Source organism: Pseudomonas sp. GW821-FHT05D12, from assembly GCF_059419825.1.
The window spans coordinates 306846-321325 of record NZ_JBWKSN010000006.1; the positions used below are offsets into that span (position 1 = coordinate 306846).

General features: G+C 63.8%; 13 protein-coding genes. 8 read left to right on the forward strand and 5 right to left on the reverse strand.

What is annotated here, in order from left to right; all coding sequences use genetic code 11:
• Window positions 1–166 precede the first annotated feature (166 nt).
• The 5 genes from AC07SI_RS13880 to AC07SI_RS13900 all read right to left on the reverse strand — a co-directional run bounded on the left by AC07SI_RS13880 (window position 167) and on the right by AC07SI_RS13900 (window position 5614).
• Window positions 167–1030: an alpha/beta hydrolase gene (locus tag AC07SI_RS13880; RefSeq protein ID WP_495005892.1), complete on the reverse strand. Its 864-nt coding sequence runs from the start codon at window positions 1028–1030 to the stop codon at window positions 167–169.
• Window positions 1030–3252 carry a TonB-dependent siderophore receptor gene (locus AC07SI_RS13885; RefSeq protein ID WP_262133308.1) on the reverse strand — a complete coding sequence of 741 codons (2223 nt, stop codon included), beginning with the start codon at window positions 3250–3252 and terminating at the stop codon, window positions 1030–1032. The genes AC07SI_RS13880 and AC07SI_RS13885 overlap by 1 nt, the downstream gene beginning before the upstream one ends.
• Window positions 3253–3348: 96 nt before the next feature.
• Entirely contained in the window at window positions 3349–4692 is a 1344-nt protein-coding gene (locus AC07SI_RS13890) for a HAMP domain-containing sensor histidine kinase (protein WP_495005893.1), read from the reverse strand.
• On the reverse strand, window positions 4692–5423 hold the full coding sequence (locus tag AC07SI_RS13895) for a response regulator transcription factor (protein ID WP_495005894.1): 732 nt from the start codon (window positions 5421–5423) through the stop codon (window positions 4692–4694). Before AC07SI_RS13895 ends, AC07SI_RS13890 begins: the two co-directional genes overlap by 1 nt.
• A gap of 41 nt (window positions 5424–5464) precedes the next feature.
• Window positions 5465–5614 carry a hypothetical protein gene (locus tag AC07SI_RS13900; RefSeq protein WP_495005895.1) on the reverse strand — a complete coding sequence of 50 codons (150 nt, stop codon included), beginning with the start codon at window positions 5612–5614 and terminating at the stop codon, window positions 5465–5467.
• 512 nt (window positions 5615–6126) lie between these two features.
• Here AC07SI_RS13900 and AC07SI_RS13905 point away from each other — a divergent pair.
• The 8 genes from AC07SI_RS13905 to AC07SI_RS13940 all read left to right on the forward strand — a co-directional run bounded on the left by AC07SI_RS13905 (window position 6127) and on the right by AC07SI_RS13940 (window position 14457).
• Window positions 6127–7047 carry an ABC transporter substrate-binding protein gene (locus AC07SI_RS13905; RefSeq protein WP_495005896.1) on the forward strand — a complete coding sequence of 307 codons (921 nt, stop codon included), beginning with the start codon at window positions 6127–6129 and terminating at the stop codon, window positions 7045–7047.
• Window positions 7044–8147, forward strand: a complete 1104-nt coding sequence (locus AC07SI_RS13910) for a phosphotransferase enzyme family protein (protein WP_495005897.1) — start codon at window positions 7044–7046, stop codon at window positions 8145–8147. The genes AC07SI_RS13905 and AC07SI_RS13910 overlap by 4 nt, the downstream gene beginning before the upstream one ends.
• 2 nt (window positions 8148–8149) lie before the next feature.
• Entirely contained in the window at window positions 8150–9016 is an 867-nt protein-coding gene (locus AC07SI_RS13915; protein WP_495005898.1) for a sulfurtransferase, read from the forward strand.
• A gap of 127 nt (window positions 9017–9143) precedes the next feature.
• The gene (locus tag AC07SI_RS13920; protein WP_106803239.1) at window positions 9144–11291 is read left to right on the forward strand and encodes a TonB-dependent siderophore receptor; all 2148 of its coding nucleotides are present in this window, start codon (window positions 9144–9146) and stop codon (window positions 11289–11291) included.
• Between the two features lie 12 nt (window positions 11292–11303).
• Complete coding sequence (locus tag AC07SI_RS13925) at window positions 11304–12140, forward strand: 5'-nucleotidase, lipoprotein e(P4) family (protein ID WP_120449135.1); 837 nt, start codon at window positions 11304–11306, stop codon at window positions 12138–12140.
• A 15-nt stretch (window positions 12141–12155) separates the two neighbouring features.
• Window positions 12156–12749, forward strand: coding sequence for a nicotinamide riboside transporter PnuC (gene pnuC / locus AC07SI_RS13930; protein ID WP_065904251.1), 594 nt, complete (start codon window positions 12156–12158; stop codon window positions 12747–12749).
• A gap of 62 nt (window positions 12750–12811) precedes the next feature.
• A complete protein-coding gene (locus AC07SI_RS13935; protein WP_495005899.1) occupies window positions 12812–13630 on the forward strand; it encodes a transporter substrate-binding domain-containing protein in 819 nt (272 codons plus the stop codon).
• Complete coding sequence (locus tag AC07SI_RS13940) at window positions 13627–14457, forward strand: amino acid ABC transporter permease (RefSeq protein WP_495005900.1); 831 nt, start codon at window positions 13627–13629, stop codon at window positions 14455–14457. Before AC07SI_RS13935 ends, AC07SI_RS13940 begins: the two co-directional genes overlap by 4 nt.
• Window positions 14458–14480 lie beyond the last annotated feature (23 nt).

Consider the following 14480-nt stretch of genomic DNA (forward strand, 5'->3'; position numbering starts at 1 on the left):
CCGGGCATATGGAGATCAAATGTGGGAGCTGGCTTGCCTGCGAAAGCGGTGGGTCAGCCACCAAATGCATCAGCTGACAGGCCGCCTTCGCGGGCAAGCCAGCTCCCACAGGGGATTGGGGTGGGGCCTGAGACCCCGGGTGTATGAAGATCAAAGGTGGGAGCAGTTATTGGCTCATCTGCTCCAACGTGTAGCGCAATGAAGCCGCCAACATCGGCCCGTGCCCCAGGCCCGGGAATGCCTGGTAGCGCACGGTCAGCCCCTCGACACTTTGCAGCGAGGCCAACAGGCGCTTGACCGCGCCATCGTCCTGCGGCTTGGCGGCCCTGGCCGGGCTGGCCGGTTCTGCATCACCGCGCATCAGCAGCAAGGTCGGCCGCTTTGCGCGCAGGCGCTGCGCGAGTCCGTCGGTATGAATCACGCCACTGTTCCACCACAGCGACGGGCTCGCCGCGGCGTAGTCGTCAAACGCCTGCGGACGCGTCGTCAAGGCATGCAACACCAACAACCCACCATAGGAATGCCCCCACAGCAATTGCCGCCTGGGTTGTATCTCCAGACACTGGTTGACCAGCGGCCGGATCTGCTCCGTCAGCAAATCCAGGAACTGATCGGCGCCTCCGCTGGGCACATCCGTCAAGGGATCACGTTGCGCGCCCTCGCCCACTCTCGGGGTGTAGTCGAACGTCCGCGCATTGCGCTCGATGCGCAGCGGCGTCGCATACCCCACCGCCACCAGTACCGGTGGCGCCGGGCGATGGGACAGGTGGTTGAGCAGCTCGGTATCCAGCGCCGCCATCGCCGCATTGCCATCGAGCAGATAGGCCACGGGGCTGGCCGCGCTGACCTTGAGCGGGCGCCCCAGCCACACCCGGTAGTGCCGCGCGCCGTCAGCCGAGTCCAGCTCCAGCGTGCTGAACTGGTAGTCGCTGGCCTCGCGCAATACCGGTGCATCCATCAGTTGGTCAGGTGCCGGCTGGGCACAGGCACATTGCACAAAAAACAACGCCAACCAGCATGCGCGCCCCATCAGAACGACGCCGTCAGGCTGGTGTACAAGGTGCGCCCGGACTGGTTGTAGGTCGCGGCGCCGGCGCCTTCGATGTTGTTCACGCCCTGGGCATTGCCCTCGCGCCACAGGCGTTTGTCGAACACGTTGTCCACGCCGGCGGTGAGGCTGAGGTTTTTTGTCAGGGCGTAGGTACCGCTCACACCGGCAATCGCATACGGCGAGAGTTGGTTGTTGCTGGTGCCGGTCACGCGGTTGCCGTGGTAGTCGTATTTCTTCGGAGTCTGCTTGCCGTACCAGGCCACGCTCGCCTGCAGGGACAGGTCCTGGGTGGCCTGCCAATCGAGCATCGAATTGAGGGTGTACTTGGGCGTGACCGAGAGTACATCACCGGTCTGTTTGTTTTTCGATTGGAGCATGTAGGTGAAGTTGTTGGTCCAGTTGACCTGCTCGCCCAGCGGCAGCGCAACGGTACCTTCCAGGCCTTCGACCAGCGCCTTGGGCACGTTCTCCCACTTGAAGATGCTCGCGCGGGCGGTGCTGCCGGTGCCGCCGGACGCCGTGCCGACCGGGGTCAGGCCGGACTCGATCTTGTTTTTGTAGTCGTTGCGAAAATACGTCAGGCCGGCGACCACACCGTCATTGCGGTACTCCAGGCCCAGTTCCTTGTTGACGCTGGTTTCCGCGTCGAGGTCGGCATTGCCTTGCAGGTAGCAACTGGTGGTCTGGCCGTAGCAACCCTGGCCGTTGCTGTACAGCAGATAGTTGGGGTTGAGCTGGTAGAGGTTCGGCGCCTTGTATGAACGGGCGATGCCGGCCTTCAAGGTCAACGTGTCGGTGAGCACCTGGGACAGGTTGAGCGACGGGCTCCAGTTGTCGCCGACGACGTTGTGGTGGTCCAGGCGCAGGCCCGGGGTCAGGCGGGTGCCGGGGCGCAGCTCGATGTTGTCTTCGGCGAACAGCGAAAAAATGCGCGACGCCGACGAGTCACTGCGAGAGGTGCTCGACAAGCCAGGCACGCTGCCGCCGGCCGTGGTGGTTTGCAGGTTGGCATTCGGATCGCCAAGCTTCTGTTCGACCCACTCGCTGCCGAGCGTCAGCACCTGGTCGACACCTGCGTGCAGCGGCAGGTTGACTTCACCGTGGGCGGTCAGGTCGCGCAGTTCGTTGGTGCTGAAACTGTTGGCGGAAAAGATCCCTTCCAGGCCACCGGCCAGGCCTTCATTGAGACGGCGGTTGCGAGTCTTTTCATACTGCACGTAGGCCAGGGTGCTGCCGAAATCCCATTCGCCGCGATGGGTCACGGCGTAGGTTTCACGGTAGAGAATATTGGTCTCATGCCCCAGCATGTTCTTCACGGTGGCGTTGCTGTTGGTGTTCTGGGTATCGCCGGTATAGATATTGCCCTGGCGGCTGAAACCGGCCTCCAGGTCGAGGGTTTGCTCGGGAGTGAAGTTCCAGCTGAGCAGGCCGTTGACGTCTTTGTTGCGCACCCCCTCGCGCCCCGCCGGCAGCGTGCCGACCTGGTTGCCGGTGCGCAGGGATTCATGCCCGCTGTTGATGTCGGCATCGTCGGCGTTGGTCTTGGCCACGTTGCCGTACACGCGGTAGCTGAGGGTGTCGGTGAGCGGGCCATTGAGGCCGAAGTTCATGCGCTCGGTCTCACCTTCGGCCGAGTGTTGGGCGAAGTTGTGGTAGATCGTTGCCGAGCCGTGCGTTTGCGTGCCCGGCTGCTTGGTGATGATATTCACCACGCCACCCGCCGCACCATTGCCATAACGCGCTGCCGCGGGGCCGCGAATGACTTCGATGCGCTCGACCTGATCGGCCGGTACCCAGTTGCTGTCGCCGCGGCTGTCACGCTCGCCACGCCAGCCATAGCGCACCGAATTGCGGCTGCCGACCGGCTTGCCGTCCACCAGGATCAGGGTGTTTTCCGGGCCCATGCCGCGAATGTCGATCTGGCGGTTGTTGCCGCGCTGGCCGCTGCTGGAGTTGCCGGTGAGGTTGACGCCGGGCATGGTGCGGATGATGTCCGACAGGTCGTTGGCCGGTGGGCGTTTCTTGATGTCTTCAGCGGTGATGATCGACACACCGGGCATCTGCTTGATCTCTTCCTGAGCGGTGCCCAATACGGTCTGGGTCGGCAGTTCCATCTGCGCAGGGGTTTCGGCCTCGGCGGCGAAACTGCTGACGGGCAACAGGCTGCAAATACTCACGGCAAGCAGGGACAAGCGGAACATGCGGGGATCTCCAAGCGCAGCCCGACCGATAGCGGTGGGCCATCAAAGATCGCAGATGATAATCAGATGCAATTGCGAGTAAAGAACATTAACTTTCTAAACATTTGCCGTGGGCAGGCGCAGATTCATGCGCAATCCCGAGGCACCCTGGGTCGCCCACAGCTCGCCGCCCTGCAGTTCGATGGCACGCCGCGCGATGCTCAATCCCAGGCCAAAACCCGTGCCCACCGTGCCGTCCAGCCGCAGGTAGGCTTCAAAGATGCGCTGCAGATCGCCCTCGGCAACGCCCGGCCCCTGGTCTTCGATCACCAGCCACCAGCGGTCGCCTTGCCGCTGGCCGCTCAGGCGAATCACGCCGTGGGGCGGTGAGTGGCGGATGGCGTTGCGCAGGATATTTTCCACGGCCTGGGCAAAGCTGTTGAGGTGCACGTGCACCTGGCACGTACTGTCCAGCTCGCACACCAGCGCTTCGAGCGGCCAGCCGGTTTCGAAATGCGCGTCCTGCACCAGCGCTTCCCAGACGGAGGCCACCACCACCGCTTCGGCTTCCAGGCGAGGTTTTTCGGTGTCGAGCCAGGCCAGGTTGAGTGAGTCGTCCACCAGCCGGCGCATCTCCTCCACTTCCCGCGACAGGCGTTGCTGCAACTGCTCGGGCGGCAGGCCGCTGTCACTGGCGATTTTCAAACGTGCCAGTGGCGTGCGGATTTCATGCGACAAGGTGCGCAGCAATTGCCGCTGCTGATTAAGGCTCTGGCGCAGGCGCTCGGCCATGTGTTCATAGGCCCGGGCCAGTTCGCCGAGTTCATCCGGCCGGCGCGTCACGCTGCTGCTGGCCAGCGGTGCGAGGTCGCCGGCACTCAACGCGTTGGCGCGTTCGCGCAGTTCATTCAACGGCTGCACCAGATGGCGGTACAGCACCAGCCCCAGTGCCAGCGCCAACAACGCCGGCACCAGGCCGTGGGTGAACACATGGGTCCACGGCGTGAGCCCTGGCGGCAACAGGCGTTCAGGCAATTGCATCACCAATCGCCCACGCTCGGGGTGCTCCGGGAAAGCCATGCTCACGTACGGCAATTCGTCTTCGAGGCGCTTGCTCATTGGCCAACTGAGCTTGCGCATGAACGTCAGGTGGCTGACCTGTTCGGCGCTCAACGGCGTGGTGCCCAGGCTTTGCAGGTAGTCATCCAGCACCGCCACCCAGGTGTGTTCGCGCTGCTGCAATGCCAGGCGCCAGCGCTCTACCGCCGCGGCGTCGCCAGTGGCCGCCACGTGCTCGGCCTCGGCCGCATAGGCAGCCAGGGCGATGCGGTCGGACGTCTCCAGGAAGTAGGTGTTGCGCTCCACCCGCAAGCCCCAACTCCACACCAGCCATACCAGCAGCAAACAGGCACACACTTGCAGCAGCGCCATTTTCCACAGCAAGGGATGACGACGTTGCATCAGGCGCCGTCGCACAACAGCACATAACCCTGATGGCGCACCGCGTCGATGCGAATGCCCTGTACCTCGAGGGCAGCCAGCTTGCGCCGCAGGTTGCACACATGTACATCGAGGCCACGATCCAGGCGGGTGTATGGCCGGTGCAGCACATGCTGGTAGAGGAAGGCCTTGGTCAGTGCCTCGCCTGTGTGCTCATGCAGCGTGCACAACAGACGAAATTCCGATGAGGTCAGGCCGGCGGCGCGGCCGTCGAAGCTGACGTCCCGCGCCTGCGCGTCGAACGCTAGGGCGGAATGCCGCGAAGGCATCGACGGCGCCCGCGTGCCGCAATCGATCGCCACGCGCCGCAGCAACGCGTCGATGCGCACATCCAGTTCGGCCAGGCTGAAGGGCTTGGGCAGGTAGTCATCGGCGCCTTGGCTGAAGCCGGTGATGCGATCCTGCTCGGCGCCCAGGGCCGACATCAGGATCACCGGCGTACCGCGCTCCTGGCGCAGCCGCGCCAGGATATTCAAGCCACTTTCACTCGGCAGCATGATGTCCAGCAGGATCAATTCCACCGGTGCCTGCAGCGCCAGGTCCAGGCCCTGGCCACCGCAATGGGCGCTGTTCAAGGCAAAGCCGCGCCGGCTGAGATGGTTGCTCAGGTGCGTGCACAGCTCTACGTCATCCTCGATGATCAGGATGCGCGGGCTGGGGGATAAAGATGGGGCCAGATGATAAGTATTCACAATTACGTCAGTTTCGCATTCGACGAAACATTTCGCAATGTTCACTCACCCCGGCACTGTCCCTCAGCCTGCAATTGACGCCCCTGAGCTTGCGCCCGGCCCACCAGGTGCAGCAGGTTGCCGCTCCAGATGTTGCCGATATCCGCCTCGCTGTACCCGGCCTGCAGCAACGCTTCGGTGATCTTCGGCAACTGGCTGACATCCTCCAGACCCTGTTGTCACGCTGGGGATTGGGCGACTGCGCGATCAGGTAGAGCTGTATGGGATCAATGAAGAGAAGGTGTATGGCGACGTATTGGCGCAACTGAACATCAGGTTGCAAGTGCGCTCGACAAATGGACATCCAAATGTGGGAGCGGGCTTGCTCGCGAATGCAGTGTGTCAGTCAACAAATTCATTGGCTGATCCACCGCATTCGCGAGCAAGCCCGCTCCCACATTTTTGACCGTGTCCGGCTTCCTTCCCTAGGCGAGGTGCCGAGTGTTGGGGCGAGAGCCCTTTTGGTCAGGCCGGCATTCTGGGCTCTTTTCCAAAAGCGACTTGCCGTAACGGCGGAACCATCAGCAGCCGTTACCCAAAAAACGGATATGCCCCCAAAAGCCCTACCCAGTTATATCCATAGCAATAAACGATATTGGTATATACCAGATTGCTCCCTTATAAATCGCCCCCATCACAGGACGTTGGGCTGGAGTAACACGCGATGGTGTCGGTAAAGGTAATGCTGGAGTACTTTCATCCCTGGCCGAATTCGGCGGGGTTGTACCTGGCACGGGAACGCGGCTGGTATGAAGAACTGGGCCTGGATGTAGAGCTGGTGGTGCACGACCCCTACCGTGGCGACACCCTGCAGCACCTGCTCACCGGTGCTGCGGATTTTGGCGTGTTCCCCAGCAACCGTCTGCTGGTGCGCCGTGGCCTCGGCCAGGCGCTGCAAGGCATCGCGGCGATCAACCATGCGGGGCTGGAGTCGATCCAGACCCTCACCGACTCCGGCATCCGTCGCCCCCGCGACCTGGTAGGCAAGCGCCTGGCCCTCAACCCGACCCCGCGCGGCCTGGCCATGGTGCGTCACCTGGTCAGCCGCGATGGCGGCGATCCCGATGGCGTGATCCTGGTGGACAGCGGCGTGCGCGAGCTGCGCCCCGAGCAGTTGGCCGAGGGTGTCGCCGATGCCAGTTTCGGTGGCTACTGGGCCTGGGAAGCGCTGATGCACAGCCCTATCGAAGACGCGCGCCGGGTGGTGCTACCGGTCGACGAGATCGGCGCGCCGGCGTATCACAGCTACCTGCTCGGCGCCCACGAGCGCACCCTGGCAGACCGGGCCGAGGTGGTGCGCGATTTCCTCGCAGCCACTGCCCGCGGTTATCTGGCCGTGGCACAGGAGCCGTCGATTGCCCTCGCCGCCTACGAGCACACCACGCCGTATTTTCCGGCGGAATTGCTCAGCGCCTCGCTGCATAAAATCGCCCCGACCTGGCTGCATCAAGGCCGCTGGGGCGAGCAACGCCAGGCGCTGCTCGCCCCCTACGCCGAATGGCTGCACGCGCATGCGGTGCTCGACAATCCGCAGGTGTGGGAAGGGGCAACCAGCAACGCCTACCTGCCCGAGGTGCACGCATGAATCCGCAACGCACCGCCCACGGCCTGGGGCTGGAGCCCGTCGCAGCCGACTGGCCGGCCCTGCACGAAACCGATATCGAACAGCTGCTGCACGACTACCCGCAACTGGGCTCGCTGCAGAGCCTGCACTGGCACAGCCCGCGACCGTTTTCCGCCGCCGGCCTGATCACCACTGACGAGGCGACGGTGTTCGTCAAACGTCATCACCAGCACGTGCGCCAAGCCGCCTGGCTGGAGGAAGAACACCGCCTGATCGCCCACCTGCACCGCCACGGCGCGCCAGTGGCCGCGGTGCTGCCGAACCGACACGGGGCGACGGCAACCGCGCAAGGCGTGTGGACGTATGAAGTGCACCACGTCGCCGAGGGACTGGACCTGTACCGCGACGCGCTGTCGTGGTCGCCGTTTCAAAACACCCGGCACGCTCTCGCCGCAGGCCAGGCATTGGCCCGTCTGCACCTGGCCGCCGAAGCCTACGACGCCCCTCAACGCCAGACCCAGGTGCTGCTGGCCAACGCACGGTTGATAGAACAATCAAACCCGCTGGAAGGCATCAGCAGCCCCTACCTCGCCGACAAGGAGTGGCGCACTCAACTCGGCGAGTTGCTGTTGCCGTGGCACGCAGAACTGCATCCGCTGTTGCGTGAGCAACCGCCACTGTGGACCCACAACGACTGGCACGCCTCCAACCTGCTGTGGAACGCCGACGGCAGCGTTTCCAGCGTGCTGGATTTCGGCCTGGCCGACCGCACTTTCGCCCTCTTCGACCTCGCCACTGCCATCGAACGCAACGCCGTGCCCTGGCTGGACCTTGATACGGGTGGCGTAGCGCGCGCCGATCTCGACAGCGTGGATGCCCTGCTCGCCGGGTATCACCAAGTACGCCCATTGAGCACCCGCGACCTGCTCACCCTCAGCGCCCTGTTGCCGCTGGTGCACGTGGATTTCGCCCTGTCCGAGGTGGCGTATTACCAGGACGTGGTGGGCTCCACCGCCAGCGCCGATATCGCCTATTACGCCTACCTGCTCGGTCATCTGCGCTGGTTCGCCGGTGCCGAGGGGCAACGGTTGCTTGGCCATATCCGGCGTAAAAGCGTATGAGCATGCTGGTCGATACTCAGTGGCTGCACGCGCATCGGGCTGATCCCACGCTGGTGATACTGGATGCCACGGTGGTATTGCCGTCGCCGGCGTTCGATGGCGATTACCGCGTCCAAAGCGGCGAAGACGGCTGGTTGCAGGCGCATATTCCAGGCGCTAGACATGCAGATCTATTGACTGACTTGGCCGACACCCACGCCAGTTTCAGCTTCGCCCTGCCAACGCCTGAAGCGCTGGTAAACAGTTTGGCCAAGCTCGGCGCCGGCCAAGGGAAAACCCTGGTTATCTACGACCGTGCCGATGGTTTCTGGGCCGCTCGCCTGTGGTGGATGCTGCGCGGCGCAGGCATCGACGCCCAGGTACTCGATGGCGGGTTCAACGCCTGGCGTGCCGCCGGTTTGCCGGAACACAACGGCCCAGCCGAGCCGGTCATGCCGGTGCAACCCTGGGCAATCAACCCGCGTGCCGGGCTGTGGATCGACCGCCGCGGCGTCGAAGCCATCGTCGCCGGGCAAGCACCCGGCGTGTTGATCTGTGCCCTTGGCGCGGCGCTGTTCGAAGGCACCGCGCCCACCCGCTACGCCCGGCGCGGGCACATCCCCGGCAGCCAAAACCTGCCGGCGCGCAACCTGTTCGACGCCCACGGCCGCTACCTGCCCAAGGATGCCCTGGCCCTGGCCATCGGCCCCACGCTGCTGCACAGCGAAGGCCCACTGGTGCTGTATTGCGGCGGCGGCATCTCGGCCGCCGCCAACGCCCTGGCCCTGACCCTGCTGGGTCGCCAGGACATCGCCCTCTACGACGGTTCCCTGCAGGAATGGGCCGCCGACGCACGTTTACCAATGACTACCGGAGCAGCTCCGGCCTGACGCCACTTTCGGCGAACTCGGCTTTTTCATTTCGTACTGGCAACCCGTTCGTTGCGCAGCGCTGGGCAGCCTTTTGCCCGATAAAAGCGTACGGCAGCGGCGGTCCGGCCCTTGGAGCGCTCCTTACATGGCTACACCTTATCGCCACACCCTGCTCGCCTTGAGCATCACCCTCGCCGCAACTGCGGCGCATGCCCAGGAGGCGACCCTGGACACCGTCACCGTGGTCGGCCAGGAGGCCAGCGATTACCAGGCCAAAAAAGCCGCCGTGGCCGGCTTTGACAACGCGCCGTTGCTGGACACCCCAGCCTCGGTCGCGGTGATCACCGAAGCCCGCCTGAAAGACCAGCAGGCGCGCCTGCTCAGCGAGGTGTTGAAGAATGACGCCTCGGTGGGCGACAGCTACGCCCCGGTCGGCTACTACGAGAATTTCGTGGTGCGCGGCTTCGCCCTGAACCCGGCCAGCAGCTACAAGATCAACGGCCGCACCATCACCGGCGAGCAGAACGTGGCGCTGGAAAACAAGCAGCAAGTGGAAGTGCTCAAGGGCCTGGCCGGCCTGCAGAGCGGTGTGTCCGAACCCGGCGGGCTGGTCAACTACGTGAGCAAGCGCCCGGAGAATGTGCGCTCGGTGACGGTGTCCACCAACGAGCAGGGCGAGCGCTACCTGGCCACCGATATCGGCGGCTGGCTCGGCACCGAGCAACAGGTGGGCGTGCGCATCAACCTGGCCCACGAAGACATCCGCTCCTATGTCGAGCACGCCGACGGCAAGCGCGATTTCGCCTCCCTGGCGCTGGACTGGAACATCAGCCCCAACGCCTTGCTGCAACTCAACGCCGAGTACCAGAACCGCGAGCAGCGCTCGGTGCCGGGTTATCAATTGCTCGGCGGCACCGAGGTGCCGCACCATGTGTCGCCCAAGGACCTGCTGGCGTACCAGAGCTGGTCGAACCCGGTGGGCATCCAGTCGCTGAACCTCGACGGGCTGTTTGAATACCGCTTCAACGAAGCCTGGAAAGCCAGCTTCAGCGCGTCGCGCAGCCGCGTGGTGATCGACGACTACAGCACCTTCGCCTGGGGCTGCTACGGCGCCGCCAGTTGCGCGAACACCGCCGTGCCGAACCACTTCAGCGCCGAGGGCGACTACGACATCTCCGACTATCGCAGCCCCGACGACACCCGCAGCAACGAGGAAGCCCAGGCGGCCCTCAACGGCCAGTTCGACACCGGCTTTCTCAAGCACGACCTGACCTTCGGCACCACCGCCTTCCGCCGCCTGGTGGACCGGCGCAAGTCGGTCAACGAGTACATCGGCGAGGGTAATATCTACCAGCCGTCACCGGTACTGGAACCCTACGACGGCCCGTTGGGGCACACCTACCGACGCCTCGACAGCCGCCAGTACGGCCTGTTCGCCAGCGATCGCATCAGCTTCAACGAACAATGGCAAACCCTCCTCGGCGGGCGCCAGGTCCGCCTCGACGAAGAGACCTACAACCAGGCCGGCGCCACCACGCGTCATACCCAGCGCAGCGTGTTCCTGCCCCAAGTGGCGCTGATCTACAAACCGCGCCCGGACACCTCGCTGTACGCCAGCTACAGCAAAGGCCTGTCGCTGGGTGGCGAGGCCGCGTGGTTCAGCAGCAACGCCGACGAGGTATTGCCGCCGACCACCTCGCGCCAGCTGGAGGTCGGGATCAAGCGTGACTTCCAGCGCCTGAGCCTGACCGCTGCGCTGTTCCAGATCACCCAGGACCTGCAATACAACCGCCCCAACGACGACGGCAGCATCACCTTCGTGCAGCAAGGCAAGCAGAAGAACGTGGGGATCGAACTGTCGGCCAACGGCCGCGTGACTTCCGATCTGCAAGTGTCGGCCAGCATCGCGGCGATCCGCGCCGAAGTCGACGGCAGCGGCACCGATGACTACGACGGCCACCAGGCGATCAACGTGCCCAAGCTGCGTGCCAGCCTGCACGGTGACTACAACATCCAGGCGGTACCGGGCCTGGCCCTGCTCGGCGGGGTGCAATACAGCGCGAGCAAATACGCCAACCGCGAGGCCACGGTGAAAGTCGACGACTATGCGGTGTTCGATGTGGGCGGTCGCTACACCACCAAAGTCGGCGATTACGCTACTGTGCTGCGCCTGACCGTCGACAACCTGTTCGACAAACGCTACTGGCGAGACGTGGGTGAGTCCGCAGGCGACGGCTACCTGTTCCTGGGGGCGCCGCGTACCGCACGGCTGTCCGCCACCGTCAATTTCTGAGGCTGAGTGTTTATGCGTAATCTGATGTTTGCCAGTGTCTGCCTGCTCTCCACCGCCCTGGTCGGCTGCCAGCAGCAACCGCCCGCCAACGACCAACTGGACGCGGTGCTGTGGACCCAGACCTCCATCGAACACGAGCTGATTTATCGCCAGGTATTCGCCAGCGCCACGCGCCAGCTGGACGCCGCGCTGGCCGATCCGACCTGGGACGCCCTGCCCTTGCCGCCGCGCAACCTCGCCGGGCTGCCACCGGCAGTGGTAGTGGATATCGATGAAACCGTGCTCGACAACGTGCCGCTCAACGCGCGGGACATCATCAACAACCAGGTGTATTCCTATGACCGCTGGAACACCTGGGTCGACCAGGCCAAGGCCCAGGCGCTGCCCGGCGCCGTAGCGTTCCTGCAAGCGGCCGATAAAAAAGGCATCACCGTCTACTACATCACCAACCGTGAACACAGCCAGGTCCAGGCCACGGTCGACAACCTGCGCCTGCGCGGTTTCCCGGTGCAGCGCAACGAACAGGTACTGGCCGCCAGCACCCCGACCGGCCACTGCGAACAGGCCGGCTATGGCAAAAACTGCCGCCGCCAGTGGGTGGCCGCGCATGCCCGTGTGCTGATGCTCGCCGGCGACTCGCTGGGCGATTTCGTGCAGGCCGAGCACAACACCCTGGCCGACCAGCGCAAGGCAGCCGAACCGTACCTGGCCTGGCTCGGCCAACGCTGGTTCCTGCTGCCCAACCCTACGTATGGCAACTGGTACAGCGCGCCCTATGGCGATCAGGAAAAACTGCCCTTTGAACGCAAGCGCCAGCTCAAGCAACAGGCGCTGCCTCTAGAAAACTAGCCGTGTGAGAACCCTATGTCGCCACTGGAAATCGTCGCCGTGTTCTTCAACATCGCCGGGGTCTGGCTCACCGCACAGCGAGTGCGCTGGTGCTGGCCGGTCAGCGTGGTCGCGGTGTTGCTGTATGCCTGGATCTTCTTCGACGTGAAGCTGTATTCGGACATGCTCCTGCAGTTGGTCTTCGCCGTGCTGCAAGGTTATGGCTGGTGGCGCTGGAGCACCGGGCGCATCGAGGCGGGCAAGGTCCGCGTAGAGCGCCTGCCACTTCGCGAGGCGTGGCGCCACCTGCTCGCGGGGCTGATCGGCGCCGTGGCCCTGGGCGCCGTGATGCACCACTTTACCGATGCCGCGCTGCCCTGGCTGGATTCGCTGCTCACCGCCTTCAGCCTGGTGGCGAGCCTGTGGGCGGCGCGCAAATACGTGGTCAGCTGGTGGCTGTGGATCCTGCTGGACGCGGCCTATGTGGGGTTGTTCCTGTACAAGGACCTGCAACTCACCGCCGCGCTCTACGCCGGCTTTGTAGGGCTGGCGGCCTATGGTCTGCGGGCATGGCAGCGTGACCTGCACCAACAGGAACATATAACCAAAGCTTCGGTTTACAGCGTTTAATATCATTAAACACAAGTGCATCTATCGCGTTTAAATATAAAAAATCTCGCTTGGATGCTTTTATGAACTTACGCACTGCCGCCGCGCTCAGCGTCACTCTCCTCTTGGCCAGCGCGGCGGTCTTCGCCGGGCAGACCCTGGACCGCATCACCCAATCCAAGCAATTGGTCGGCGTGCTGATGGAGAATTACCCACCCTTCTCATTCCTCAACGAACAAAACCAGCTGGATGGTTTTGACGTCGACGTGACCAAGGCCGTCGCCGACAAACTCGGGGTGAAACTGAAACTCGAAACGCCGTCCTGGGAAGTCATCGCCGCTGGCCGCTGGAATGGCCGCTACGACGTGTGCATCTGCTCCATGACCCCCAGCGCCGCGCGCGGCCAGGTCTTCAACTTCCCATTCGAGTACTACGCCTCGCCGGCCGTGGTCGTGGTAAACAGCAACGACGACACGATCAAGTCGGCAGCCGACCTCAGCGGTAAAAAAGTCGGCGTGGGCAGTGCGTCGACCTACGAGGCGTACCTGGCCAAGGACCTGGTGATCGAAGGCGCCAGCACACCGATCGACTACCCGTTCAAGGCCGTGCAGGCAGTGCCCTACGACAACGAGACCATCGCTTTCCAGGACCTCGCGCTGGGCACCGGCAAGCGCCTGGATGCCATGGTCACCAACCTGGTCACCGCCAAGGAACGCATCGACCACGACCCACGCTTCAAGATCACCGGCGCGGTGCTGTACGCCGAGCCGAACGTGGTCGCCACCGAGAAAGGTGATCCACAATGGGATGCCAGATTGACGCAGATTCTCGCCGAGCTGAAAAGCGACGGCACGCTGGCGAAGATCTCGCAGAAATGGATCGGCTCAGACATCACCCAATGAGTGTTTTCCCTACCCCTCCGACCACGATCAAGCCACCCGTGGCCAAGCGCGCACGGCTGTCGTTCCGTGTGCGGCTATGGCTGACCTGGGGCGTGATGCTGGGCCTGTTCACCGCGATGTTCATGAGCTTTGACCTGCAGTTCGCCATCGTCGCCGCGAAGTGGCAGAACCTGGTGGGATTGCACCTCTCGCCCCAGGGCTTTCTGCAAGGCGCGGCGCTGACGCTGTTCTTGTGTTTCTGCTCGATCTGGCTGTCGGTGGCCCTGGGTTTCGCCACCGCCCTGGCGCGCCTGTCGAGCAGCGCCGTGGCGTTCGGGATCGCCAGTTTCTATGCCTCGTTCTTTCGCGGCACGCCCTTGCTGATCCAGATTCTGCTGATCTACCTCGGCCTGCCTCAATTGGGCGTGGTGCCCGGCGCGATCAGTGCCGGGATCATTGCGCTGTCGTTGAACTACGGGGCGTACCTCAGCGAGATCTTCCGCGCCGGCATTCTTGGCGTGTCCCAGGGCCAACGCAATGCCGCCGCTGCACTGGGCATGGGCCGGGCCGTGACGTTCTGGCAGATCGTGCTGCCCCAGGCCATGCGCACCATTATTCCGCCGACCACCAGCCAGTTCATCTCGATGCTCAAGGACTCGTCCCTGGTCTCGGTGATGGGCGTGTGGGAGGTGATGTTCCTCGCGCAATCCTATGGCCGCTCGTCTTACCGCTATATCGAAATGCTCACCACGGCCGCCGTCATCTACTGGCTGTTGTCGATCGGCCTGGAGCTGATCCAGGCCCGGCTGGAACGGCACTACGGCAAGGCTTATCTCCACGGGCGATAGTCTGTCGCCGCACTTTTTTTACA